The sequence below is a fragment of the Ruegeria sp. CDSC045 genome (assembly GCF_059610725.1).
This window is the reverse complement of record NZ_JBXWOE010000001.1, coordinates 136,269-160,430: the sequence shown is the minus strand read 5'-3', so window position 1 is coordinate 160,430 and position 24,162 is coordinate 136,269. Positions and strand designations below refer to the sequence as shown.

Annotated in this window: 23 protein-coding genes; 8 read left to right on the top strand and 15 right to left on the bottom strand. The window is 56.5% G+C overall.

All coding sequences use genetic code 11. The features are described 5' to 3' along the window. Positions 1-20 precede the first annotated feature (20 nt). From AC2FH6_RS00825 to AC2FH6_RS00800, 6 genes are all read right to left on the bottom strand, one after another. Positions 21-1,010, bottom strand: coding sequence for an ABC transporter substrate-binding protein (locus AC2FH6_RS00825; RefSeq protein ID WP_271946556.1), 990 nt, complete (start codon positions 1,008-1,010; stop codon positions 21-23). 60 nt (positions 1,011-1,070) lie between these two features. Further along, positions 1,071-1,916 (bottom strand): ABC transporter permease, encoded by an 846-nt coding sequence (locus tag AC2FH6_RS00820; RefSeq protein WP_142634378.1) that lies wholly within the window; start codon positions 1,914-1,916, stop codon positions 1,071-1,073. Then, on the bottom strand, positions 1,913-2,845 hold the full coding sequence (locus AC2FH6_RS00815; RefSeq protein ID WP_496700766.1) for an ABC transporter permease: 933 nt from the start codon (positions 2,843-2,845) through the stop codon (positions 1,913-1,915). The genes AC2FH6_RS00820 and AC2FH6_RS00815 overlap by 4 nt, the downstream gene beginning before the upstream one ends. After that, positions 2,838-3,632: an ABC transporter ATP-binding protein gene (locus AC2FH6_RS00810; protein WP_271946553.1), complete on the bottom strand. Its 795-nt coding sequence runs from the start codon at positions 3,630-3,632 to the stop codon at positions 2,838-2,840. The genes AC2FH6_RS00815 and AC2FH6_RS00810 overlap by 8 nt, the downstream gene beginning before the upstream one ends. 54 nt (positions 3,633-3,686) lie before the next feature. Next, positions 3,687-5,141, bottom strand: a complete 1,455-nt coding sequence (hydA, locus tag AC2FH6_RS00805) for a dihydropyrimidinase (protein WP_142634384.1) — start codon at positions 5,139-5,141, stop codon at positions 3,687-3,689. A 92-nt stretch (positions 5,142-5,233) separates the two neighbouring features. Further along, positions 5,234-6,484 carry a Zn-dependent hydrolase gene (locus tag AC2FH6_RS00800; protein WP_496700764.1) on the bottom strand — a complete coding sequence of 417 codons (1,251 nt, stop codon included), beginning with the start codon at positions 6,482-6,484 and terminating at the stop codon, positions 5,234-5,236. A gap of 169 nt (positions 6,485-6,653) precedes the next feature. Here AC2FH6_RS00800 and AC2FH6_RS00795 point away from each other — a divergent pair, with 169 nt between their 5' ends. After that, positions 6,654-7,262, top strand: a complete 609-nt coding sequence (locus tag AC2FH6_RS00795) for a TetR family transcriptional regulator C-terminal domain-containing protein (RefSeq protein WP_142634388.1) — start codon at positions 6,654-6,656, stop codon at positions 7,260-7,262. Between the two features lie 252 nt (positions 7,263-7,514). Here AC2FH6_RS00795 and preA read toward each other — a convergent pair whose 3' ends face one another. From preA to AC2FH6_RS00780, 3 genes are all read right to left on the bottom strand, one after another. Continuing rightward, the gene (gene preA, locus AC2FH6_RS00790) at positions 7,515-8,819 is read right to left on the bottom strand and encodes an NAD-dependent dihydropyrimidine dehydrogenase subunit PreA (RefSeq protein WP_281994752.1); all 1,305 of its coding nucleotides are present in this window, start codon (positions 8,817-8,819) and stop codon (positions 7,515-7,517) included. Positions 8,820-8,864: 45 nt separating this feature from the next. Continuing rightward, entirely contained in the window at positions 8,865-10,199 is a 1,335-nt protein-coding gene (locus AC2FH6_RS00785; protein ID WP_496677798.1) for an NAD(P)-dependent oxidoreductase, read from the bottom strand. Between the two features lie 157 nt (positions 10,200-10,356). Next, positions 10,357-10,989 (bottom strand): cupin domain-containing protein, encoded by a 633-nt coding sequence (locus tag AC2FH6_RS00780; RefSeq protein ID WP_496700762.1) that lies wholly within the window; start codon positions 10,987-10,989, stop codon positions 10,357-10,359. 171 nt (positions 10,990-11,160) lie between these two features. Between AC2FH6_RS00780 and AC2FH6_RS00775 the strand changes: the two genes are divergently transcribed. The 3 genes from AC2FH6_RS00775 to AC2FH6_RS00765 all read left to right on the top strand — a co-directional run bounded on the left by AC2FH6_RS00775 (position 11,161) and on the right by AC2FH6_RS00765 (position 14,241). Beyond that, positions 11,161-12,156: a GT-B fold glycosyltransferase domain-containing protein gene (locus AC2FH6_RS00775; protein ID WP_496700760.1), complete on the top strand. Its 996-nt coding sequence runs from the start codon at positions 11,161-11,163 to the stop codon at positions 12,154-12,156. 72 nt (positions 12,157-12,228) lie between these two features. After that, a complete protein-coding gene (locus AC2FH6_RS00770) occupies positions 12,229-13,521 on the top strand; it encodes an O-acetylhomoserine aminocarboxypropyltransferase/cysteine synthase family protein (RefSeq protein ID WP_271946534.1) in 1,293 nt (430 codons plus the stop codon). A 3-nt stretch (positions 13,522-13,524) separates the two neighbouring features. Next, positions 13,525-14,241, top strand: a complete 717-nt coding sequence (locus AC2FH6_RS00765) for a GNAT family N-acetyltransferase (protein WP_496700758.1) — start codon at positions 13,525-13,527, stop codon at positions 14,239-14,241. Here the strand turns inward: AC2FH6_RS00765 and AC2FH6_RS00760 are convergent. Beyond that, positions 14,238-14,933: an SIMPL domain-containing protein gene (locus tag AC2FH6_RS00760; protein ID WP_282021349.1), complete on the bottom strand. Its 696-nt coding sequence runs from the start codon at positions 14,931-14,933 to the stop codon at positions 14,238-14,240. The two genes, AC2FH6_RS00765 and AC2FH6_RS00760, sit on opposite strands and share 4 nt — an antisense overlap. 164 nt (positions 14,934-15,097) lie before the next feature. Here AC2FH6_RS00760 and AC2FH6_RS00755 point away from each other — a divergent pair, with 164 nt between their 5' ends. Next, the gene (locus AC2FH6_RS00755; protein WP_496700756.1) at positions 15,098-16,975 is read left to right on the top strand and encodes a hypothetical protein; all 1,878 of its coding nucleotides are present in this window, start codon (positions 15,098-15,100) and stop codon (positions 16,973-16,975) included. Between the two features lie 43 nt (positions 16,976-17,018). Here the strand turns inward: AC2FH6_RS00755 and hppD are convergent, their stop codons facing one another. Continuing rightward, positions 17,019-18,116: a 4-hydroxyphenylpyruvate dioxygenase gene (gene hppD, locus AC2FH6_RS00750; RefSeq protein ID WP_496700754.1), complete on the bottom strand. Its 1,098-nt coding sequence runs from the start codon at positions 18,114-18,116 to the stop codon at positions 17,019-17,021. A 146-nt stretch (positions 18,117-18,262) separates the two neighbouring features. Here hppD and AC2FH6_RS00745 point away from each other — a divergent pair, with 146 nt between their 5' ends. Then, on the top strand, positions 18,263-18,718 hold the full coding sequence (locus tag AC2FH6_RS00745) for an Lrp/AsnC family transcriptional regulator (RefSeq protein WP_142634408.1): 456 nt from the start codon (positions 18,263-18,265) through the stop codon (positions 18,716-18,718). 19 nt (positions 18,719-18,737) lie between these two features. Next, positions 18,738-20,618: a monovalent cation:proton antiporter-2 (CPA2) family protein gene (locus tag AC2FH6_RS00740; RefSeq protein ID WP_142634410.1), complete on the top strand. Its 1,881-nt coding sequence runs from the start codon at positions 18,738-18,740 to the stop codon at positions 20,616-20,618. 28 nt (positions 20,619-20,646) lie between these two features. Here AC2FH6_RS00740 and cobT read toward each other — a convergent pair whose 3' ends face one another. Beyond that, positions 20,647-21,660: a nicotinate-nucleotide--dimethylbenzimidazole phosphoribosyltransferase gene (cobT, locus tag AC2FH6_RS00735; protein WP_496700752.1), complete on the bottom strand. Its 1,014-nt coding sequence runs from the start codon at positions 21,658-21,660 to the stop codon at positions 20,647-20,649. 79 nt (positions 21,661-21,739) lie between these two features. On the opposite strand from cobT, the gene cobS reads away from it, so the two are divergent. Continuing rightward, positions 21,740-22,504, top strand: a complete 765-nt coding sequence (gene cobS / locus AC2FH6_RS00730) for an adenosylcobinamide-GDP ribazoletransferase (RefSeq protein WP_496700750.1) — start codon at positions 21,740-21,742, stop codon at positions 22,502-22,504. Positions 22,505-22,587: 83 nt separating this feature from the next. Here cobS and AC2FH6_RS00725 read toward each other — a convergent pair whose 3' ends face one another. From AC2FH6_RS00725 to AC2FH6_RS00715, 3 genes are all read right to left on the bottom strand, one after another. Then, complete coding sequence (locus tag AC2FH6_RS00725; protein WP_142634416.1) at positions 22,588-23,106, bottom strand: CarD family transcriptional regulator; 519 nt, start codon at positions 23,104-23,106, stop codon at positions 22,588-22,590. 282 nt (positions 23,107-23,388) lie between these two features. Then, positions 23,389-23,727, bottom strand: a complete 339-nt coding sequence (gene fdxA, locus AC2FH6_RS00720) for a ferredoxin FdxA (RefSeq protein ID WP_085821728.1) — start codon at positions 23,725-23,727, stop codon at positions 23,389-23,391. Positions 23,728-23,793: 66 nt separating this feature from the next. Further along, complete coding sequence (locus AC2FH6_RS00715; RefSeq protein WP_496700748.1) at positions 23,794-24,159, bottom strand: RNA-binding S4 domain-containing protein; 366 nt, start codon at positions 24,157-24,159, stop codon at positions 23,794-23,796. Positions 24,160-24,162: the final 3 nt, after the last annotated feature.

The following is a 24,162-nucleotide window of genomic DNA, read 5'->3' as shown; positions in this document are numbered from 1 at the left end:
TATTCCATCGTGAACCTGACTCAGTTCAGTGCTGCATCCGAAATCTGATGCGTCCAGGCACCTTCGGGTTGTTTGGTGATAACGGGATCAGAACCACCGGCAAGCAGCGTCCCTACAGTGCGCTCAAAATCCGCCGGATCAAGCGATCCGTTTGAGCCCGCAGTCAGCTTGGCAATCTCACCCATCATACGTTTCTGATGCGCTTCGGTCTGGGCGCCAGTCGCGTCATTTTCAAGCACGATATCGGCCGCTTCATCTGGGTTCTCTTCGGCATATTTCCACCCCTTCATCGACGCCCGCACGAAACGTTCCATCTTGTCGACAAATGCCGCGTCGCTCAGGTTCTCTTCAAGAACGTACAGGCCGTCTTCCAGCGTCGCGACGCCCTGATCTTCGTATTTGAATGTGACCAGTTCGTCGGGGCTGACGCCGGAATCTATGACCTGCCAGTATTCGTTATAGGTCATGGTGCTGATGCAATCAGCCTGACGCTGCAGCAGCGGGTCGACATTAAAGCCCTGCTTCAAAACCTCGACGCCATTTTCGCTCTTGCCACCGGTATCAATGCCCAGCTGGCTCATCCAGCTCATGAAGGGGAATTCGTTGCCAAAGAACCAGACGCCCAGTGTCCGGTTCTTAAGGTCTTCTGGTGCGGAAATACCGGCATCTTTCCAGCAGGTCAGCATCATACCCGAGCTTTTGAAAGGCTGGGCAATATTCACCAGCGGCAGGCCCTTTTCGCGCGCGGCCAACGCAGCTGGCATCCACTCGACCGTCACGTCAGCGCCGCCACCGGCAATGACCTGTGTCGGCGCTATGTCCGGGCCGCCTGGCAGAATGGTGACATCAAGACCTTCTTCTTCGTAGAACCCTTTGTCTTTGGCCACGTAATAACCTGCGAACTGAGCTTGCGTGACCCATTTCAACTGCAATGTCACCTCATCCGCTGACCAGGCTGCACTGGCGGCCAGGCTAAAGGCGGCAACCGCCCCGCTGAGTATCTTTTTCATCTTCACATCTCCTAGTTTCAGTTGGCGCCCCATTTTTCATTTTTGGGGTCTGTTGAATTTTTATCCGCGCTGCGATGGGTGCCAGAAGGTCACCGCCTTTTCGATCATGGCCACCAGACCATAGAATGATGTCCCAGCCAAAGCCGCCACTACGATCTCGGCCCAGACCATATCCAATGAGAGCTGCCCCACGCTGGTTGATATCCGAAAACCCATGCCAAGCGTCGGTGAGCCAAAGAACTCGGCCACGATAGCGCCGATCAATGCAAGGGTGGTGGATATCTTGAGACCATTGAAAACAAATGGCATCGCGGCAGGCAAGCGCAGCTTCAGAAAGCTCTGCCAATACGTGGCGGCATAAGTCTCCATCAGGTCGCGCTGCATTGCTGTCGCCTCGCGCAGCCCGGCGACGGTGTTCACCAGCATTGGGAAAAAGACCATCACGACAACCACCGCCGCTTTGGAGTGCCAGTCGAACCCGAACCACATGACCAGAATCGGCGCGGTGCCAACAATCGGCAGAGCGGCCACGAAGTTGCCCACAGGCAAAAGCCCAAGGCGCAGAAAATCCCACCGGTCCACTGCAATCGCCATCAGGAAGGCGGCTCCACAGCCGATGATGTAACCGCTCAGCGCGCCCTTGATGATGGTTTGCACGAAATCCATCCAAAGCGTGGGCAAACTGTCCCAGAACCGAATCCAGATAACCGATGGAGCGGGCAGAATGACCAAAGACACCTCAAGGCCGCGCACCAAAAGCTCCCAGATGATGATGATAGTCAGACCAAAGATCAGCGGAGCCAGAAACCGGACCATCCGCGTATCAGCATAGGGCCCGCTGGCCAAGCGGCTGTTCAACCACCATCCCAACAGCCACACACCGAGTGCGCCCAGAATTGGTATCATTGCGCAATCCCCATCCGTTTCAGGACCGACTTTTCAATCAGCCCCAGAAGCCCCACAAGACAGGCCGCCAGAATCGCCGCCGCAAACAGGGCCGACCAGATTTGCACGGTCTGACCATAATAGCTGCCTGCCAGCAGGCGCGCGCCCAGCCCCGCGACTGCCCCGGTGGGCAATTCCCCCACGATGGCTCCTACCAATGAAGCCGCAATGCCTATCTTCAGCGATGTGAACAGATACGGCATCGAGGCCGGCAAACGCAGTTTCCAGAACCCCTGCGCGTGGCTCGCGCTATAGGTACGCAGCAAATCCAGTTGCATCGCATCCGGGCTGCGCAAACCTTTGACCATGCCCACCACGACAGGAAAAAAGCTGAGATAGGCCGATATGACCGCCTTGGGGATAATCCCCTGCACGCCAACAGAATAAAGGACGACAATGATCATCGGGGCCAGAGCGATGATCGGGATGGTCTGGCTGACTATCGCCCAGGGCATGACCGACAGGTCCATGACCCGGCTATGTACGATCCCAACAGCCAGCAGAATTCCCAGGCCGGTGCCAATGGCAAAACCCAGTATCGTCGCACTTAGCGTCACCCAGCCGTGATAAACCAGCGAGCGCTTTGAGGTGATTTTCTTCTGGACCGTTGTCTTCCATATCTCAACGGCCACCTGATGCGGAGCGGGCAACCGTGGGCGATCCTGTTCCCACGTGGCTGGAATGGCAAAGCTATTGTCCAGAACCAGACTGAATTCGGACAGATCGCGACGATCTTTTGCCGAGGGTGGCTGAATTGTGGCCCCGGCCCGTTCTTGTTCGGTCAGAACGCCTTTGATATTCATCGGAATACAAGCGGCGTACCAAAAGGCTACTATGACGGCCAGTACCGTCAATACAGCCCAGAATGCCTTGAACCCGCTGCTATTCATCCGAATGCCCCGCGCGCAACCCTTCTCGCACCCTATGGGCAACTTCGATGAATTCCGGCGTGTCGCGAATATCGAGCGGCCGCTCTTTCGGCAACGGACTGTCGATCACGTCAGTGATCCGTCCGGGCCGAGGGCTCATTACAACGATCTTGGTGCTCAGATAGACGGCCTCAGGGATGGAATGGGTGACAAACCCAATGGTCTTTTCAGTCCGCGCCCAAAGTGCCAGAAGCTGCTCGTTCAGGTGATCGCGGACAATCTCATCCAACGCGCCAAAAGGTTCGTCCATAAGCAGGATATCCGCATCAAAGGCCAACGCCCGTGCGATGCTGGCCCGTTGCTGCATTCCACCCGACAACTGCCAGGGAAACTTTCCACCAAACCCCTCAAGATCAACAAGTTCCAAAACCTTGTTTACGCGTTCTTCCTGCTCGGCAGCTGTAAACCCCATGATTTCAAGCGGGAGCTTGATGTTCTTGGAAATGGTGCGCCAAGGGTACAGACCCGCGGCCTGAAATACATAACCATAGGCCCGTTTCCGCCGCGCCTCATCCGGAGTCATACCGTTGACGGTCAATGTCCCGCCAGTCGGTGTTTCCAACGCAGCGATGCACCGCAAAAAGGTGGTCTTACCACAGCCGGAGGGCCCGATGAAGCTGACGAATTCTCCCTTTTCGATGGTCAGGTTCACATCCTTCAGAGCGTGGACCGGCCCGTCATTGGTCTGAAAGGTCAGATCCAGTTGCCGCGCCTCGATTACAGGCGGTGCAGCGGTTTCAATATTCATTCCATCCCCTTGAACTTAAACCGTAATAAGACGTGATATCTGCCACATATTCTGTCATACACCGGTTGCTGGAATACCCGTGCGTACCACCGGTCGCGGCGCTGTCAGCTCTTTCCAAGTACTCAGCGCCTTGTTGACGGTTGTATTGGCCTCGCGTTCAACAAATTGGCCATGGCCTTCCTGAGTCCTGATCTCTCCGTCATGCACTGCAACCTGCCCACGGGTCAGAGTAAAGCGCGGCAAGCCTTTGACCTCTTTGCCCTCAAACACGTTGTAGTCGATCGAAGATTGCTGCGATTTCGCGCTGATCGTCTTGCCTTTCTCAGGATCCCACACCACCAAATCGGCATCGGCACCTACAAGAACTGCGCCCTTTTTTGGATAACAATTCAATATCTTGGCGATGTTTGTTGAAGTGACTGCCACAAATTCATTTGGCGTCAGCCGACCAGTGTTCACCCCATGAGTCCACAGCATCGGCATCCGGTCTTCCAACCCTCCGGTACCGTTCGGGATCTTGGTGAAATCCCCCACGCCAAAGCGTTTCTGATCCGTCGTAAAGGCGCAATGGTCGGTGGCCACGACACTCAACGAACCAGATTGTAATCCGTTCCACAGGCTATCCTGATGCTGCTTGTTTCGGAACGGAGGGCTCATGACCCGCCGCGCCGCGTGGTCCCAATCCTGGTTGAAATACTCGCTCTCATCCAAGGTCAGATGCTGGATCAAAGGTTCCCCCCACACCCGCTTGCCCTGCATCTTGGCACGCCGAATGGCCTCATGCGCCTCTTCGCACGAAGTGTGCACCACATACAGCGGCACTCCGGCCATATCCGCGATCATAATCGCGCGGTTGGTCGCTTCGCCCTCGACCTGCGGCGGACGGGAATAGGCATGTGCCTCGGGACCTGTATTGCCTTCGGCCAACAGCTTGGCGCTGAGCTCGGCAACAACATCGCCATTCTCGGCATGCACCATGGCCGTTCCACCCAGCTCGGCAAGACGCTTGAACGAAGCATACATTTCATCGTCATTGACCATCAACGCGCCCTTATAGGCCATGAAATGCTTGAACGTGTTGATGCCGCGTGTCTCGATCACCGTCTTGAGGTCATCAAACACCTGCTCGCCCCACCAGGTCACCGCCATGTGGAAAGAATAGTCGCAATTTGCACGTGTCGACTTGTTATCCCAGCGCTTGAGCGCATCCAACAGGCTTTCACCTGGGTTGGGCAGAGCGAAATCAACCACCATCGTGGTTCCTCCAGCCAATGCCGCCCGGGTTCCGCTCTCAAAATCATCGCTGGAATAGGTGCCCATGAACGGCATTTCCAAATGCGTATGCGGGTCGATCCCGCCAGGCATCACATAGCAGCCTGTCGCATCCAGTTCCGTGTCACCTTTTAGGTCCGGCCCAATCTCGGTGATCACCCCATGCTCGACCCTCACATCCGCATGGTAAGACAAATCCGCGGTTATGACGGTCCCGTTCTTGATAACAGTGCTCATATCAATCTCCCTGATGCGGTCTGCGCCGCTTGCTTCATCTGGCTACAAATACCTCGGGGGGAGTCGCCCAACGGGCGACGGGGCAGAGCCCCCTATTCCACAATTCCAGCCGTCTCTACGACCGCATGAAACAGAACATCCGCCCCGGCGGCAGCCCAATCCTTGCTGATTTCTTCGGCTTCGTTATGGCTTAGCCCATCCACACAAGGGCACATCACCATCGCTGTTGGTGCAACCCGGTTGATCCAGCAGGCATCATGACCGGCGCCCGAAATGATATCTGTATGAGAATAACCCAACCGTTCAGCCGCATCGCGCACGGCTGCCACGCAGCCTTCATCAAATTGCACCGGATCAAATCCGCCGACCTTCTCGAATTCGATCTGTAGGCCCATCTCATCCACGATATCTTCGGCCGCTACGCGCAGACGATTTTCCATATCGGTGATCACGTCCAGATCGGGCGAACGGAAATCGACAGTAAACACAACTTTCCCCGGGATCACGTTACGCGAATTCGGAAACACATCAATATGCCCCGCCGCACCCACCGCGTGGGGCGCATGGGACCAAGCAATCTCGTCAACCTTTTCAAGGATACGCGCCATCGCCAATCCGGCATTCTTGCGCATCGGCATCGGCGTAGACCCGGTATGGGCGTCCTTTCCGGTAACTGTAATCTGGGTCCAGCTGAGACCCTGACCATGGGTGACAACGCCGATATCCTTCCCCTCGGCCTCAAGAATGGGGCCCTGTTCGATATGCAGCTCAAAAAAGGCGTGCATCTTTCGGGCGCCAACCTCTTCGTCACCGCGCCAGCCAATGCGGCTCAGCTCATCTCCGAACTTCTTACCTTCGGCATCCTCACGGTCATAAGCCCAATCCTGCGTATGCATCCCGGCAAAAACCCCCGAGGACAGCATCGCAGGTGCATAGCGCGTGCCTTCTTCATTCGTCCAGTTGGTCGCGACGATTGGATGTTTGGTCTTGATCCCCAAATCATTGAGCGTGCGGATGATTTCCAACCCGCCCAATACACCCAGAACACCGTCATATTTGCCGCCTGTCGGCTGCGTATCCAGATGTGAACCCACATAGACCGGCAATGCCTCGGGGTCCGTGCCCTCTCGATGCGCAAACATATTGCCCATTTGGTCCAGCCCCATGGTGCACCCGGCCTCTTTGCACCATTTCTGAAACAGCGCGCGGCCTGCCGCATCTTCATCCGTCAGGGTCTGACGATTATTGCCCCCCGCAACACCCGGGCCAATCTTGGCCATCTCCATCAGGCTGTCCCACAACCTGTCGCCATTGATCCTGAGGTTCTGCGCCGGAGCTGCCATCCTAGTCTTCCCTGTTGCTTGCGATTTGCTCGCTTTTGGTGTCTTGATTTGACCATCTGGTCAAACTCACGCTATCACGGGTTCGACATCAGTCAAGAAATAGCAGAGCTCGGTGGGAATTTTTGGCATATTCCGCACTTGCGAGCCCAAAAATCAGACAGGCAAAGACATGTCCAAAGACCGCGCACCAACACGAATTCAGAAAAAAAACCGCGCTGCAATTCTAGAAGCCGCTTTGAACGTGTTTTCTGCCTACGGTTTCCGCGGTGCCACCGTCGACCAGATTGCTGCCGAGGCCGGGTTGAGCAAGCCGAATCTTCTATATTATTTCCCCTCAAAAGAAGCGATTCACACGGCCCTTCTATCTGGCCTTCTCGAGATTTGGCTGGCCCCTCTCCATGATCTCGACGCCGACGGGGACCCATTGGAAGAGATACGCGCTTATATCCATCGCAAACTGCAAATGAGCCGGGAACTTCCGCGCGAAAGCCGTCTGTTTGCCAATGAACTGGTCCAGGGTGCGCCACGCATACACGATGCATTGTCCAATGATCTCAAAACTTTGATGGATGAGAAGACCGCAATCCTTACGGCCTGGATGGAACAGGGTAAAATCGCGCGCCTCCACCCCTACCACCTTATTTTCTCCATCTGGGCTTTGACACAGCATTATGCGGATTTCGATGTCCAGGTTCGGGCCATTCTTGGCGACGAAGACCCGTATGAAGGTGCTGAACCGTTTATCGACACGCTCTACCGCAAATTGCTGGCGCCTTAGGTTTTCGTTAGCCGGAACCCGCTCACCCTGAGCCTAGGATGACGCTACTCTTTTCTTCCCTGTCCACACACAGGTGCCGTGGTAAGGCTTTCGTTGGGTGGGTAGAGCGAGAAGTGGGACATAAGGCGTTCCAAGACGAAGTGAGGAGGCGCGGATATCATCTGATCCGCACCGCCACCCAAAATGTCGCAAACTGCCACAACGCCCCCCATCGACATCCTGCTCTAAGAAAATTCGACGAATTTTCTTGGACTACTCGGCGGCTTTCGCCATTGGATTGTTGGGATGGGTTGTCCAGTTGCCATATTCGGGCTGCACTTCCTGTCCCGTGCGCGGGTCGATTTCGCCAGCGTCCATCGGCACCATGGAAATACATCCCTCGACCGGGCACACATCCACGCACAGGTTACAGGCCACACATTCGTCATCCATAACCTCGAATACGCGCTCTTCGGACATTGAAATGGCCTGGTGGCTGGTGTCTTCGCAGGCGGCATAGCAACGACCACACTTGATGCACTGATCCTGATCAATCTTGGCCTTGGCGACATAATTCAGGTTCAGGTATTGCCAGTCGGTCACGTTTGGAACCGCAAGACCGACAATTTCCGAGACGTCCTGATACCCTTTTTCATCCATCCATTTCGACAGGCCCGCCGTCAGTTCGTCAATGATCTTGAACCCATAGGTCATCGCTGCCGTGCAGACCTGAACATTGCCGCAACCCAATGCCATAAACTCTGCAGCATCGCGCCAGGTAGTCACACCGCCAATACCCGAGATCGGCATTCCGTTCGTTGCCTGTCCACGCGAAATCTCGGACACCATCGACAGGGCAATCGGTTTCACCGCAGGGCCACAATAGCCACCGTGGCTGCCTTTGCCGTCAATCGAGGGTTCAGGGCTGAAGCTATCCAGATTGACACTGGTAATCGAATTAATCGTGTTGATCAGCGATACCGCATCCGCACCACCATTCTTTGCGGCTTCGGCAGGCTTGCGGATATCAGTGATATTCGGCGTCAGTTTCACGATGACCGGTCGGTCATAGTATTTCTTGCACCAGCGCGTCACCATCTCGATATATTCCGGCACCTGCCCTACGGCCGCCCCCATCCCGCGCTCGCTCATCCCGTGTGGACAGCCAAAGTTCAGTTCGATCCCGTCGGCACCGGTTTCGGCAACACGCGGCAGGATAGCCTTCCAGGCCTCTTCCTCGCACGGCACCATGATCGAGGCGATCAGGGCGCGATCTGGATAATCAGCCTTAACCCGCGCCATTTCTTCAAGGTTTACCTCTAATGGGCGGTCTGTAATCAGCTCGATATTGTTCAGACCCAACAACCGACGGTCTGCGCCGTAGATCGCCCCATACCGCGGGCCATTAACATTGACGACCGGTGGACCTTCGGACCCGAGTGTTTTCCACACGACCCCCCCCCATCCGGCCTCAAAGGCACGGCGGACGTTATATTCCTTGTCCGTCGGCGGCGCAGATGCCAGCCAATATGGGTTGGGGCTTTCAATTCCCAGAAAGTTCGATTTCAAATCAGCCATTTATCCGGCCTCCCTGATGCTTGCAGGCATCTTGATCATTGAGTTTCACGCAATCAGACTTGCGTGGATATCCATCGCGGCATCGCGCCCCTCGGCCACTGCGGTCACGGTCAGGTCATCCCCGCCTGCGGCGCAGTCGCCTCCGGCCCAGACCGCTTGTACCGATGTGCGCCCGGCGCCCGTGACGGCGATCTTGTTCCCGTCCAACGTCAGCCCTTCGGGCGCTCCTTCCAGCGTCTGACCTATTGCCTTCAGCACCTGATCGGCAGGCAGGCGGGTTTTCTCGCCGGTGCCCTTCAACTGACCGTCATGGCTGGCAGTATACTCCAATTCGATCTCGGCGGCTGCCCCGTTGCCGTGTACGGCTATGGGCTGAACATTGGTCATGATCCTGACGCCGTGCGATGCGGCCAGATCCTGCTCATAGCGGCTGGCACCCATCGCCTCGCGTCCGCGCCGGTAGGCGATGGTGACGTTTTCCGCGCCCAGCAATTTCGACTTTACAGCTGCGTCAACCGCGGTCATGCCGCCTCCGATGACGACGACATTCCGCCCAACGGGCAGCTCAGCCAGATCGGCCGCCTGACGCACATCCGAGATAAAGTCGACCGCGTCGCGCACGCCGGTCAGATCCTCGCCGCCCGCTCGCAATGCATTCACACCTGTCAGACCGATGGACAGGAAAACCGCATCATAGTTGTCAACAAGGCCATCCAGCGACAGGCCCTCGCCCAGCACAGATCCGGTCTCGATGGTGATGCCGCCGATCCTCAGCAACCAATCGATCTCAGCCTGAGCGAAATCATTGGTCGATTTATAGGCGGCAATTCCATATTCATTCAGACCGCCGGGTTTTGGGCGGCTTTCGTGAATGACCACATCATGCCCCAGCATCGCCAGCCGATGCGCACAGGCCAGCCCTGCGGGCCCTGCCCCGATCACGGCCACCGTTTTGCCGGTGAATGCGGCGCGCTGGAACGGATGGTCGCCCGATGCCATAACACTGTCAGTAGCAAACCGCTGCAAACGCCCGATCTCGACTGGCGATCCTTCGGCGGTTTCGCGTACGCAGACTTCCTCGCACAGCGTTTCGGTCGGACAAACACGGGCGCACATGCCACCCAAGATATTCTGGCCAAGGATGGTTTCACCTGCAGCTTCAGGCTGACCGGCCTGAATCTGGCGCATGAACAATGGAATATCAATGTCTGTCGGACAGGCCGTCACACACGGCGCGTCATAGCAGAAATAGCACCGATCCGCGGCCACTGCGGCCTCATGCGGGGCAAGTGGTGGATGCAGATCCGTGAAATTCGAGGTCAGCTCATCGCTGGAAAGCCTCCCGGAGACTATGCCGGGGACCATCTGGCCCTGTGCCATCGCTCTACTCCCTGTAGATATGTTGTTATGGCCTCAGCTTGGCACAATCTGATTTTTTATCAAATGGTAAATTTTGCCAAATGGTCAAAAAATGAATAACCAGGCCGAAACACCCGGTTTTTTACTGTACATTGCTGGTTTTTTGGGCCGGAACCGCTCAGATCATCTGTGACAGGTGCCCAGATTTGATCCAAATTCGCGCGCCCTCTGCTCCTGCCAAAGCAGTGGAACGCGCACCTGGCGGTAATCTCAACCAGTCCCAGACCGAAAATTCTTCGTCGGATTCCTGCACCGAACCTGCGATGACAAACAACTCCAACCCATCGACTGCATCTAGATCCAGCTTTTCGCCAGGTGACAGATTCAATACGCGAACATCTTCGCGTGCGTCCTTGAAAAGCTGAAGATTCGAATCCCCGGTAATCGACCGACGAATTTCGGTCCTGTCCTCGGGGTCAAACTGGTGCAGTTTGACTAGTATCGTCGCGCCTTCTTTTGCCGAAGGCGTATGGGAAGATGTCGGAGGATTGCGCACATAACTACCTGCAGGAAAATCACCGGTCTCGTCCTGAAACACACCGTCCAGCACCAAATACTCCTCTCCTCCATCATGCGTATGGGCGGCAAAGGCGCTTCCTGGGGCAAAGCGGACAATCGTGGTGGCGCGGGCGACCTCTTCCCCGATCCGGTCCAACATCTTGCGCTCGACCCCTGCGGCAGGTGACGCAATCCAGTCATTCCGGTCGAAATGCACAGCAACACGTTTTGTGAAATCTGCGTTAACTCTCATGCGGCTTCTCCTGTTGGGTCTGGTCTCTAGATGGTTGCGCAAGTCCTGAATTCAAAATTCAGATGCATGATCTATGATCACATCTGGTTTTGTGCCACGTCTCTACCTAGTGTACGCCCAACCAAAATTCGAGCAGTGCTGGCCCAACGCCACGAACCCGAGAGACGCCCGATGCAGACCGCCAACAATAAATTCAATATCGTGGTCATCGGCCAAAACAACCGGCTGCAATACGAGGCACTGCTGTTTACAGCCTCGTTACGACACAGCTGTCCCGATTTCGCTGGCCGCCTGTTCGTTGCCGTTCCTCAACCGGGGGCCCGATGGTCACAGGATCCCGGCATTCAGGATGAGGATGTCCTGAAAGCGCTACATCAGCTTGGGGCCGAAATTCTACCGTTTGAAAACCGGGCTTTCGGTGGAAGCTATCCCTATGGAAACAAGATCGAAGCGCTCTTGGCCCTGCCCGAGGGGGAACCGTTTGTCTTTTTCGACAGCGATACGCTTGTCACCGGAGACCTGAATAGTGTGCCCTTCGATTTTGACCGCCCCGGTGCCTCGCTGAAACTCGAGGGAACATGGCCGCGCCCGACCCTGTATGGTCCGGGGTATGACGGTATCTGGCGCGCCCTGTATGAGCGGTTCGAACTGGATTTCGACAGCTCATTGGACAAGGCCCAACCAGCCGAATACTGGCGGCGCTATCTGTATTTCAATGCGGGTTATTTCTTTTACAGATGCCCACGCCAGTTCGGCGAACGGTTCCTGGAATATGCCTGCACTATCCGGGATGAGGATATCCCGGAACTCGCGGGCCAAACACTGGACCCATGGCTGGATCAGGTCGCATTGCCGCTGGTTATCCATGCCCTTGGCGGCGGCCGCGACGCACTGCCCACTGGCCTGCTGGACGGGTCGGTCACGTGCCACTACCGTCTGTTTCCTCTGCTGTATGCACGCGAAAGCGACCATGTGATCGAGGTTCTGGAAACTGTGGTTGCGCCCAACAAGTTCAAGAAAGTGCTCAAGGGCTATGACCCAATAAAGAAACTGGTGCTCCAGCGCAAAGGGCACAAAATACGCGAGATGTTCGATCGCGAAAACCTGCCCCACCGCGAGCAGGTCATTCGCAACAAGATCAAAAGCAAAGGTCTATGGATGCGCTGACAGCAATGTTGTGCGCACGCGTCCAATCGCCTAGAGATTCTGCAACACATAGCCCAACAGGAGATTTTCACCATGTCTGACGGCCCCACCTACGGTTTCGACACGCTTCAAATTCACGCAGGCGCACGCCCTGACCCGGCAACAGGTGCGCGTCAGACGCCGATATATCAAACAACGGCATATGTGTTTCGCGATGCAGACCACGCGGCGGCTCTGTTCAACCTGCAGGAAGTCGGCTTTATCTATTCCCGCCTGACCAATCCCACCGTGGCGGTTCTGCAGGAACGCGTGGCAACGCTTGAGGGTGGCGTTGGAGCAGTTTGCTGCTCGTCCGGTCATGCCGCCCAAATCATGGCACTGTTCCCGCTGATGGGACCTGGCTGCAACGTGGTGGCCTCGACCCGGCTGTATGGCGGCACGATCACTCAGTTTAGCCAGACGATCAAACGGTTCGGCTGGTCTGCCAAGTTTGTGGATACTGACGATCTGGATGCTGTGAAGGACGCGATCGACGAAAATACACGAGCGGTGTTCTGCGAATCCATCGCCAACCCGGGCGGCTATGTCACCGATATCCGCGCACTGGCGGATGTGACGGATGGCGCCGGCATTCCGCTGATCGTCGACAACACCTCGGCCACACCCTATCTGTGCCGCCCGATTGAGCACGGCGCGACGCTGGTTGTGCATTCAACCACCAAATACCTGACCGGCAACGGCACTGTCACCGGCGGCTGTATCGTGGATTCGGGCAAGTTCGATTGGTCCGCGAATGACAAATTTTCCTCGCTCAGCCAGCCGGAACCGGCCTATCACGGGCTGAAATTCCACGAGACATTCGGTCCGCTGGCCTTCACATTCCACGGCATCGCCATCGGCCTGCGTGATCTGGGCATGACGATGAACCCACAGGCGGCGCATTACACGCTGATGGGGATCGAGACCCTGTCTCTGCGAATGGAGCGTCATGTAGAGAACGCGCAAAAGATCGCAGCCTGGCTAGAGGCCGATGACCGCGTGGAATATGTGACCTATGCGGGCTTGCCGTCCTCGCCCTATCACGACCGGGTCAAGACGCATTACCCTAAAGGGGCCGGTGCGCTATTCACGTTTGCGGTCAAAGGCGGCTATGACGCCTGTGTCAAACTGGTGAACGCGCTGGAGATCTTCAGCCATGTGGCCAACCTGGGCGACGCGCGATCGTTGATCATTCATTCGGCCTCGACCACCCACCGTCAGCTGACCCCGGAACAGCAAGAGGCCGCAGGCGCCGGTCCCGGCGTTGTTCGGGTTTCCATTGGCATCGAAGACGCCAACGATCTGATTGCCGATCTTGATCAGGCGCTGGCCAAGGCAACGGCCTGACAAATGGCCGGGCACGACATCAACGATCTTGGCCAACCCATCGGCCGGCCGGTTTCGGGCAATTTTCCGCGCCCGACGCCGCCTTATACGCCGATGGAAGGTCACTATTGCTCGGTCGTGCCCCTTGATGTGAACAGGCATGCGCCCGGTCTGTACCGGGCGTTTGCCAATGACACTGATGGGCGGAACTGGACTTATCTGCCCTATGGCCCATTCGAAAGCGAAGAAGATTTCGCCGCCTGGACCCGCGCGTCCTGTATGGATGCCGATCCCATGTTCCACACAGTGCTAGACGGTGATGGCACCCCGATTGGCATGGCCTCGTTCCTGCGGATTGAACCTGCGGCCGGTGTGGTCGAGGTTGGGCACATCCATTTCTCACCGCTGCTGCAGCGCAGCCCGAAATCCACCGAGACGATGTACTTGATGATGCGCCGCGTGTTCGACGAGCTGGGGTATCGCCGTTATGAATGGAAATGCGACGCGCTGAATGCCCCGTCCTGCAGCGCGGCCCAAAGGCTGGGCTTTACCTTCGAGGGCATCTTTCGGCAGGCCACCCATTATAAGGGGCGCAACCGCGATACGGCCTGGTACTCGATCCTCGATACAGAATGGCCGCGCATCCGCTCGGCTTTCGAGGCCTGGCTGTCGCCGGACAATTTTGATCAATCGGGCCAGCAGCGGCAATCCCTGATGGCCCGAACCAGCGACACATCCTAGTCGGAAATCAGAAATTCCATCGACACGTTGACCGAGACCGAAATCTCGCCCCCGGAAACCGGAACGCCGCCCTCAGCCGCCATGTTCATTGCACGCATTTGAGGCATGGGATTGAACCCTCCGGCCTGTTCGCGGATCATCTGAACCGGTCCCAGCGTGACTTCGGCCGCCTGTGCCAGTTGGTTGGCCTTTGCCCGCGCCTCACCGACAGCTTTGGCCCGCGCCTGTGCCTCAAGCGGTGCAGGGTCCTGAATTCCGAAACTCAGCCCGCCGAAATTGTTGGCCCCGTCGTCAATGACCGCATCCATGATGGTACCCAGCTGCGACAGATCGCGAACACGCACCACGACGCTGTTGGATGCGACAAAGCCGGAAATCTCGGGCCGCTCTCCGCTAGAACTGTTCCGCCCAGACCATACCGGCGACAAAGACAGATCACGTGTTTGCACATCACGGGTTTCGATCCCCATCTCATCCAGTCGAGTCAGAATTTTGGCCACCGCGTCCGAAGTCGCTTGCATCGCATTTGATGCCTGTGCATCTTCGTTTGTTACACCCAGGGTAATGGTGGCCATATCCGGGGCCACATGCACCATGCCTACCGCATCAACAATGATGCGACGTTCTTCCGCAGTTGCCATCCCTACCGACGTCATGGCCAGCACAGCGGCCAGAAAAGCGATTTTCTTCAATATCTTCCCTCCAATTATCCTGATTTCAACATGGGGCTGCACCGGGTCACGGGGCAAGAGGAGACGCAGGCTTTTTCTTTCCCTCGGCGAGATCCTGCTTTAATGTCGGTCTGCGGACGAGGCATCGTTTGCATTGCAACTGACAATTATGGTTCCTCCGGATTATGAAACCCGCTTTTGCGCTGTCCATTTCTACAACCGGAATTTCTTTGCACCACAATTCCGATGGCGACTGGTTCGCCATAGGTGAGGTGTCGTTGGATGCCTCCAACTTGGAAGAGCAGTTGAAAGCGCTTCGGGACAAGGGGTTTGCGCTTGAAAATGACCTGAGCTGCAAGGTCATCATCCCAAGGGATCAGGTCAAATTCATCAAGGTTGAGGCCGCCGGATCATCCTTCGAAGACACCGAACAGGCTGTGCAAAACGCTGTATCCGATGCCACCCCTTATGATCTGACAGAGCTGGTATATGTCACGGCACATGACGGGGCGACCACATGCGTCGCCGTCGTTCCACGCGATACACTGGAGGAAGCTCGGGGGTTTGTGCTGGGATACGGATTCGTTCCGGTCGCGTTCAGCGCTGCATATGAAACAGATGACTTTCCGACCGAACCGTTTTTCCCGCTTGGGGACGCGCCTGCGACCACAAACGCGCCCAAAGCGATCGCCACAGACCCCGCGCAGGATAGTCCGGTTGTTCACGCGATCGCCGATTCTACCGCTCCGACCAGCTTTTGGCCTGTCCAAAAAGTGGCCGCACCTAACTGGGCCTCTCTGCCATCAGTGCGAATTGCAGCGGCGGTGGCTTTGATGTTGGTAGCCGGTGGCATATGGAGTCTTTTCAGAGAAGACAGCCCTGCCCCTGCCGATTCAGAACTGGCCCTGCTGGACGAAACAATATCCCAACTCGAGCCGAGTTCTGGACCTGTCGAGCCTGCAGAGACACCCGCAGCACAGGCCGAAGTCACAGTGCCCGAGACCGCAGAACCAGAAATGGCACCGACCTCTGAATCAGAGCCAGAGCTGTCTGCAACCGACCAGGCCATTCTTGAGGCGCTGAACGTTGCGCCCGCGTTGGTAGACGAAATCGAGCTTGAGCCTGAACCTCAGTTAGTTCCGACACAGCCGGAGATCGAAATCACGTCACCGGGCCTTTTGATAGCGCCAGCGCAGGATCCGCAAATTGAGCTGTATCTGGCCTCCAAAGACGACTCGAATCTGTCGCGTGATGCAATCGCATTGCCGCCAGTACACACATACGACACCGACCTGCCATTTGATTTCGAACCACTTTCAACCGCTGCCGGGGCTAGGTTCAGCCTTGATGAGCGCGGGCTGGTAATACCAACCAAAGAAGGTGTCTTGAACCCGGACGGGGTGGTTGTCTATTTGGGAACACCTTCTAAAACTCCCCCTCCATCGGCTTTGGTCCGGCTGGAAAAGGCACCTGTTGAGGAAGTGGTCGACAACAGGCTGGCGACATTGCGACCAAAACCAAGGCCCGAGAACCTGGCCGAAAATTTTGAACGGCAACGGCTTCAAGGGCGTACATTGAAGGAATTGTCCGGAATTCGCCCGAAACCGCGCCCGGAATCCCTATTGCGTGCCCCGCCGCCCCCGGAATCGACTGAGCCCCTTGCGGAAATGAGGGTGCCGCGCCCCAAACTCCGACCGGCCGGACTGACCCGGCAGGCCAGTGCAGGTACTGCGACTTTGGGTTCGGCAGCTGGAATTGAACAGCTCAACAATGAGGTCGGAACGTTCCAGCCCAAAACCACAGCGCCCAAAATCCCATCCTCGGCTTCGGTTGCACGGCAGGCCACAATCGACAATGCAATCAACCTGCGGAAACTGAACCTGATCGGGGTTTACGGCAGCCCATCCAATCGCCGCGCATTGGTTCGGCTGCCCAGTGGCAGGTACAAAAAGCTTAAGATCGGGGACAGGCTTGACGGCGGCAATGTCATTGCTATCAGCGACAATGAATTGCGCTATCAGAAACGCGGGCGAAACGTGGTTCTCAAGATGCCACGTGGTTAAGGGGCGGCCTGCGCGAGTGACCACGCAGGATTACCTTCTTGCATCAAGCTGCTGAAATTTCTCCACTTTCAATCTGCTCTCGCTCGATGGATTCGAACAGCGCCTTAAAGTTTCCCTCGCCAAACCCATCGTCGCCTTTGCGCTGAATGAACTCGAAGAAAATCGGTCCGATGACCGTTTTCGAGAAGATTTGCAGCAGAATCCGGGTCTCACCACCGTCCAGAACGCCCTCTCCATCAATCAGGATGCCGTGCTTCATCATCCGGTCCAACGGCTCTTCATGATCGACCACGCGGGTTTTAGACAACTCATAATAGGCTTCGTTCGGGCCGGGCATGAACTTCAATCCCTTTTCGGCAATCGCATCGGTCGAGGCATAGATATCCTCGCTGCCCACAGCGATATGCTGGATGCCCTCGCCCTTGTATTTCTTCAAGTAGGAAACGATCTGCCCGGTTTCGCCGCGATCTTCGTTGATCGGAATGCGGATACGCCCGCATGGAGACGTCAGCGCGCGGCTAAAAAGACCGGTGAATTTGCCCTGAATGTCAAAAAAACGGATTTCACGGAAGTTGAACAAATCACCATAGAACTTGAACCACTTGTCCATATTGCCCTTGTAAACATTGTGGGTCAGGTGATCGAGATAATAGAACCCATCCCCCCGGGGCTTGGACTGTTCGGTCCATGTGAATTCCTGATTATAGGGCGATGTTTCGTAATATTGATCAATGAAATAGATCAACGATCCGCCAATCCCCTTGATTGCAGGCACATTCAGTGTCTTGTCTGCCGCGTCATAAGGTTCAGCCCCTTTCGCTACAGCGTGCTCATAGGCTTTCTGCGCATCCACGACGCGCCATCCCATCGCCGGAGCACAAGGGCCATGCTCGCCCACGAACCGGGCAGAATAGCTGTCGGGATCTGCATTCAGGATGTAAGTCACATCACCCTGTTGCCACAACTCAATCGCAGGCTTGTCCTTGTGGTGACCTACCAGCGCGAATCCCATCTTTGCGAACAGATCGCGCAGCTTTTGCGGCTCGGGATGTGCGAACTCGACAAACTCGAACCCATCGGTTCCGGCGGGGTTTTCATCCGATATGATTGATTTCGGGGCGTTGTGAGGGAAAGGACCCATGGCGCGTCTCCGTTAATACAGGAATTTATTTGCTGATTTCAAAATACGTCTTAATCGGCACTTTTTTCGCGCATAGTTTTCCAATAACTTAAAGGAGCGCGCGTAAATTGCGCATAAGATTGGCCAATCACGGAGTTTTTCCGCACATGCTTGATTCCACTGATACGCGCCTGCTGTCAGCGCTGCAGAAAAACGCCCACCTAACAGCACACCAACTTGGAGAGATGTTGAACCTGTCGCCCAGTCAGGCTGGTCGCCGGCGCCAACGGCTGGAAGCTGAAGGGTATATCACCAGCTATGTCGCACGCCTCGATCCTCTAAAGTTAGGGTTGCAGGTGCAGGGTTTTGTTCAGGTTCATCTGAGTACGCACGGCCCCGAGCAATCTGAAGGCTTTGCCCGTATGGTCGAAACACGCGCCGAAATCACCAGCGCATGGACAATGACAGGTGAGGCCGATTATTTACTACATGTCTATTGCGACGATCTATCCGCGCTTAATCGCTTGCTTCATCAGGTAATCCTTCCACATCCTGCAGTGGCTCGGATACAAAGCCAAATCGTTATGGATCAGCTCAAACGCGACGCCCCCCTGCCCACCTGAGCGCATTGAAAGGACGATCATGGACAACTTCCTTTACCAGGCGACGATCTATCTGGCTGCGGCTGTGATCGCCGTGCCGCTTTCGGCGCGTCTGGGACTGGGCTCTGTACTGGGATATCTGGCCGCGGGCCTTGTCATAGGGCCGTTGTTCGGATTGGTGGGTGCGGAAACGGAAAACCTGCAGCATGTGGCTGAATTCGGCGTAGTCATGATGCTGTTCCTGATCGGACTTGAACTGGAACCGCGCGCTCTTTGGGATATGCGGGACAGGCTTTTGGGGCTTGGCGGCCTCCAGGTGCTTTTATCGACCGCAGTGATCGCCAGCGTCGCCATGTATGCAAATCATCCATGGTCCGTAGCCCTGGCAGTGGGGCTGACGCTTTCCCTGTCATCAACTGCGATTGTTTTGCAGACCCTGTCGGAAAAGGGCCTGATGAAAACGAACGGAGGACGGGCGACGTTTTCAGTACTGCTGACTCAAGACATCGCGGTCATACCAATCCTGGCACTGCTTCCACTGCTGGCTCTGCCTGCCATTCCCCAGATTGCAAATGACGGATCTATCAACCGCATATCCACGGGGCACCACGGCGCGGCGCATCATAGCTTGTCATTGGTCGAGGGGTTGCCAGGGTGGGCGGTAACGCTTGTCACCATTGCCGCGATCGGTTTCGTCATTCTCGCCGGAGTGTACCTGACCAGGCCCTTGTTCCGCTTTATTCATGCGACTCGCCTCCGCGAGATGTATACGGCGCTGGCGTTGATGATTGTGGTTGGCATTTCCTTCCTGATGACGCTGGTTGGCCTGTCACCCGCTCTGGGCGCGTTTCTTGCAGGTGTGGTGCTGGCCAGTTCCGAGTTCCGGCATGAAATGGAGAGCGACCTAGAGCCGTTCAAAGGCCTTTTCCTTGGTCTGTTTTTCATCACCGTTGGCGCAGGCATCGATGTCGCCTATTTCTTTGACGACCCCTTCGACCTGATCGGACTGGCCCTGTTGGTAATCTTGGTCAAAGGGATCATTCTGTTCTTGGTTGGCCGCGCCTTTAAACTGCGCGGACGCGATCACTGGCTGTTTACACTGGGGCTGGCGCAAGCGGGTGAGTTCGGCTTTGTCCTGCTGGCGTTTTCGACCCAGCAGAATGTGATTCCAGGGGATTTGTCACAAAAACTTTTGATGATCATTGCGCTGACCATGCTGATCACGCCGCTTTTGTTCATCATTTATGATCTTCTCTCGCGCCGGATGGGGGATGGCACTCCGGCACCCGAACCGGATGAGATCGACGAGAAAGGCCCGGTCATCATCGCCGGGATCGGGCGATTTGGTCAGATCGTCAATCGTCTGGTGCAGGCAAGCGGGTTCAAAACCATCGTTCTTGACCATAACATCGAAACCATCCAGCTGATGCGTCGCTTTGGCGTAAAAGGGTTCCTGGGGGATCCGACCCGTCCGGAACTGTTGCGCGCGGCCGGCCTTGAAAAAGCATCTGTTCTGGTGGCTGCGATGGATGATCGCAAGAAGGTGACGCGTCTTGTCGGCTATGCGCGCCGCCAGCGCCCAGACCTACACATCGTCGCGCGGGCACGGGATCGGACCCATGTGTACGAGCTGTATCAAGCCGGCGCGAACGACATAGTGCGCGAGACATTCGATGGCTCATTACGGGCCGGGCGATATGTGCTCGAGAATGTGGGTCTCAGCGAATACGAGGCAGCGCAGGCCGAACAGACTTTCTACCACCATGATCGCATGTCGGTTCGTGAACTGGCAGAGCTCTGGATTCCCGGGCTGCCCACCGCCGAGAACAAAAAATACATCGAGCGTGCGCAGCAGCTGGAAAAAGACCTTGAGACCGAACTGCTGGAATTGGCAGAAGAAAACGACAAAAAATCGGCCTGACCTTCAACTGACGGTCAGGCCGCGCGGATCAACCGTCCGAGACGCCAGCTTCGGCAAAGGTCGCCATGCCGGAATGACAGGCAACAGCGCTTTTGAGGATATTGATCGCCAGCGCCCCGCCAGAGCCCTCACCCAGTCGCAGCCCCAGCTTCAGCAAAGGCTCTTTACCGAGCTTGGCCAACACAGCGCCATGCGCACCTTCCGCGCTCTGGTGCCCGGCGACCGTGTGATCCAGCGCGCTCTCTGAAAGGTCAGACAGACACGCGGCGGCGGCTGAGCAGATAAAGCCATCCAGAATAACCGGAATGTGCAGCGCGCGTGCGGCGGCAATGGCTCCGGCCATAGCGGCGATCTCGCGTCCGCCCAGACGGCGCAGAATCTCTAGCCCATCGCCCGAACCGCCATGTAGCGTAACACCTTCGGCCACCACACGGGTTTTGTTTGCCAATCCCGCATCATCGACACCTGTTCCGCGACCAGTCCAATCGCCCGCCTGACCTCCGAACAAGGCGCAAGCAATCGCCGCTGCGGGGGTCGTGTTGCCGATACCCATTTCACCAACAACAAGAAGATCGGCGTCTGGTCTGACCGCAGCCCACCCGGTGCGCAGCGCCTGCAACAGGTCGTCCTCTGACATAGCTGGACCTGATGTGAAATCCGCGGTCGGTCGTTCAAGCTCCAGCGCGTGGACATCCATCGTTGCCCCAGCCGCCTTGGCCAGCTGGTTGATGGCCGCCCCGCCATGTTCAAAGTTCAACACCATCTGCACGGTCACTTCCGGCGGAAAGGCCGAAACACCCTGTGCTGTGACACCGTGGTTTCCGGCAAACACGATAACCTGCGGCGAGGTGATCTGCGGGCGGGCATCCCCGCGCCAGCCTGCATACCAGATTGCCAGGTCTTCCAACCGACCAAGCGCGCCCGGAGGTTTGGTCAGCTGCCCATTACGGTCAGTCGCCCCTTGCGCAGCGGCATCATCGGGCCCGGAGGCTTGCCGGACAGCTTCGCGGAAAGAATTCAGATTGTTAATTTCGGGCAGCATCCAAAGCCTCGTTGCATCAGAGTGGTCCTGCGTGTTTAACCGAAGCGATCAAACCGACAAGACCCTGAAAGGCGCAGGAGTGCTAAAAAACGACACCAAGCTCATTTCTGCCTGGGATATTCCGCTGGCTTTGGTCCTGTTGACGCGTTTGCCCGTGCCGCGGCTGCCTGACAGAGTGTTCTCGCGTCAGGCCAGCGCCGTTTGGGCCTTTCCATTGGCGGGGCTTGTTGTCGGCATGTTGGCCTGTGCTGTGGGATGGATGGCGACGGCTATGGGGCTCCCGTCGATAGCATGTGCCATACTTGTCGTTCTTGTCCTGACCATCTCCACCGGCGCGATGCACGAGGATGGGCTTGCAGATACCGCCGACGGGCTGTGGGGCGGTTTCACGCCTGAACGGCGGCTAGAGATCATGAAGGACAGCCACATCGGCACCTATGGCGTCCTTGCCCTGATTTCTTCGCAACTGCTGCGCGTGTCGTTGATTGCCGCGATCCTTTCGAATGCGGGTTTTACCATCATATTGGCCGCATGCATCGTTTCGCGGGCTATGATGCCTGTTGTTATGTCCGTCCTTCCAAATGCCCGCCAATCGGGCCTTAGCCATTCAGTCGGCGCACCCGGATCGACCGCGGTGATACTCGGCGGGGCCATGGCGCTGCTGCTCACTCTGCCAATGATCGGGTTGCAGGTGGTTTTCCCTGCGCTGATTGCCGCTTTCTCTGCGGTGGCAATGGCGATGCTAGCCAAGGCCAAGATCGAGGGTCATACCGGTGACATACTGGGCGCCACTCAACAACTGGCCGAGTTAGGGTTTCTTATGGCCGTAGCTACGCAGGTTTAGTGGCCCCGATTTCAATAGGTGACTGCAATATAAAAAGGCCACCTCCTTGCGGGGATGGCCCTAAAATTCTGATTTCAGCAGGTTCAGGCCGCCGCTGCCGCGCGCGAGGTCAGAACCTCATCCACCTGCCTGGCCGCGGACACTTCACCTGCGCCGGATACTGCCGCGACTTCGCGGGTCAGACGCTCAAGCGCGGCTTCATAAAGCTGACGTTCGGAATAGCTCTGTTCGCGCTGATCATCGGTGCGGTGCAGATCGCGGACAACTTCGGCAATCGAGATCAGATCACCCGAGTTGATCTTTTGTTCATATTCCTGTGCCCGGCGGGACCACATGGCACGCTTGACCTTGGCCTTGCCCTTCAGCGTTTTCATCGCTTGGCTGATGACATCCGGCGAGCTGAGCGACCGCAGACCAGACTCGGTCGCTTTGTTGGTCGGCACGCGCAGGGTCATTTTGTCTTTCTCAAAGGAAATGACGAACAGCTCGAGCGAGTATCCCGCAACTTCCTGTTCTTCGATCGAAATGATCTGACCGACACCATGGGCCGGGTAAACAACATAGTCGTTGGGGCGAAACTCAAGCTTCTTCGACTTAGACATACAGGTTCTTCCTTGGTTACGAGAGCGCGGGACAGACAACAAAACGACCCACCCCGTGCCAGTACGGCCCGGTCAGGTTGCTGTGTTTTCAACTAATCAGAACTCCAAAGCGAGCATACTTACGGAGTCATCCCCATCTCAATCAACGTTCAATTTCCGAGTATATCACAAAATTGAGACACTCGAAAGGCTGCCCCTTTCCACATGAAAGAAAGGTGTTAAGAAACAGATAGATAAGGCGCCATCCCACTGCTGAACTGACAAGTTCAGAGCGCGAATCGCTTAGCCGCCTTCGCCGGGGGCCTCAGAGAAGTATTTCTCCATCTTACCCTCTTCGCCATCACGCTCTTCTGCATCAGGCAGCGGGTCTTTCTTGGTCACGATCACCGGCCACTGCTCGGAGAACTTGCGATTAAACTCGACCCATTGATCCATGCCCGGCTCAGTATCCGGACGGATCGCATCAGCGGGACATTCAGGTTCACATACTCCGCAATCGATGCATTCATCGGGATGGATGACCAGTGTATTCTCACCTTCGTAGAAACAATCCACCGGACACACTTCGACACAGTCGGTGTATTTGCAGGCGATGCAGTTTTCAGTGACAACATAGGTCATGGTGAATTTCCCGTTTGCGGTTTGGGCGTCTAGCTAAATCAGTATGGCGTCAGCTTCAAGATATGTTCAGCTATCTTGATTGCGAGAAAGATCAAGTACACGCCGATCCTTCTTGGTGGGACGACCTTTTCCCTCAAACCCTGGAATTCGCGGCTGCGTGTCCTGCTTTTCGGTCAAATCGGTATATAGTGTCTGCGCCTCGGTTGCCGGTCCGCGCCGATCACCCAGTTTTTCGATACGCACAACGCGCACAATCCGCCCCTGAGGGAAGGTCAGAACATCACCGGGGGCCACAGGCTGCGCCGGTTTCAGGATCCGGTTTCCGTTGACGCGGACATGGCCGCCACTGACCTGCTTGGCGGACAGGCTTCGGGTCTTGAAGAACCGCGCCTGCCACAGCCATTTATCGATCCGAAGCCGGGCCTCGGTCATCAG

Bases quoted from the DNA above. Each gene is read 5' to 3' on its own strand.
- AC2FH6_RS00825 (WP_271946556.1), bottom strand. From the start codon at position 1,010: ATGAAAAAGATACTCAGCGGGGCGGTTGCCGCCTTTAGCCTGGCCGCC.
- AC2FH6_RS00820 (WP_142634378.1), bottom strand. From the start codon at position 1,916: ATGATACCAATTCTGGGCGCACTCGGTGTGTGGCTGTTGGGATGGTGG.
- AC2FH6_RS00815 (WP_496700766.1), bottom strand. From the start codon at position 2,845: ATGAATAGCAGCGGGTTCAAGGCATTCTGGGCTGTATTGACGGTACTG.
- AC2FH6_RS00810 (WP_271946553.1), bottom strand. From the start codon at position 3,632: ATGAATATTGAAACCGCTGCACCGCCTGTAATCGAGGCGCGGCAACTG.
- hydA (WP_142634384.1), bottom strand. From the start codon at position 5,141: ATGAGCACTGTTATCAAGAACGGGACCGTCATAACCGCGGATTTGTCT.
- AC2FH6_RS00800 (WP_496700764.1), bottom strand. From the start codon at position 6,484: ATGGCAGCTCCGGCGCAGAACCTCAGGATCAATGGCGACAGGTTGTGG.
- AC2FH6_RS00795 (WP_142634388.1), top strand. From the start codon at position 6,654: ATGTCCAAAGACCGCGCACCAACACGAATTCAGAAAAAAAACCGCGCT.
- preA (WP_281994752.1), bottom strand. From the start codon at position 8,819: ATGGCTGATTTGAAATCGAACTTTCTGGGAATTGAAAGCCCCAACCCA.
- AC2FH6_RS00785 (WP_496677798.1), bottom strand. From the start codon at position 10,199: ATGGCACAGGGCCAGATGGTCCCCGGCATAGTCTCCGGGAGGCTTTCC.
- AC2FH6_RS00780 (WP_496700762.1), bottom strand. From the start codon at position 10,989: ATGAGAGTTAACGCAGATTTCACAAAACGTGTTGCTGTGCATTTCGAC.
- AC2FH6_RS00775 (WP_496700760.1), top strand. From the start codon at position 11,161: ATGCAGACCGCCAACAATAAATTCAATATCGTGGTCATCGGCCAAAAC.
- AC2FH6_RS00770 (WP_271946534.1), top strand. From the start codon at position 12,229: ATGTCTGACGGCCCCACCTACGGTTTCGACACGCTTCAAATTCACGCA.
- AC2FH6_RS00765 (WP_496700758.1), top strand. From the start codon at position 13,525: ATGGCCGGGCACGACATCAACGATCTTGGCCAACCCATCGGCCGGCCG.
- AC2FH6_RS00755 (WP_496700756.1), top strand. From the start codon at position 15,098: ATGAAACCCGCTTTTGCGCTGTCCATTTCTACAACCGGAATTTCTTTG.
- hppD (WP_496700754.1), bottom strand. From the start codon at position 18,116: ATGGGTCCTTTCCCTCACAACGCCCCGAAATCAATCATATCGGATGAA.
- AC2FH6_RS00745 (WP_142634408.1), top strand. From the start codon at position 18,263: ATGCTTGATTCCACTGATACGCGCCTGCTGTCAGCGCTGCAGAAAAAC.
- AC2FH6_RS00740 (WP_142634410.1), top strand. From the start codon at position 18,738: ATGGACAACTTCCTTTACCAGGCGACGATCTATCTGGCTGCGGCTGTG.
- cobT (WP_496700752.1), bottom strand. From the start codon at position 21,660: ATGCTGCCCGAAATTAACAATCTGAATTCTTTCCGCGAAGCTGTCCGG.
- AC2FH6_RS00725 (WP_142634416.1), bottom strand. From the start codon at position 23,106: ATGTCTAAGTCGAAGAAGCTTGAGTTTCGCCCCAACGACTATGTTGTT.
- fdxA (WP_085821728.1), bottom strand. From the start codon at position 23,727: ATGACCTATGTTGTCACTGAAAACTGCATCGCCTGCAAATACACCGAC.
- AC2FH6_RS00715 (WP_496700748.1), bottom strand. From the start codon at position 24,159: ATGACCGAGGCCCGGCTTCGGATCGATAAATGGCTGTGGCAGGCGCGG.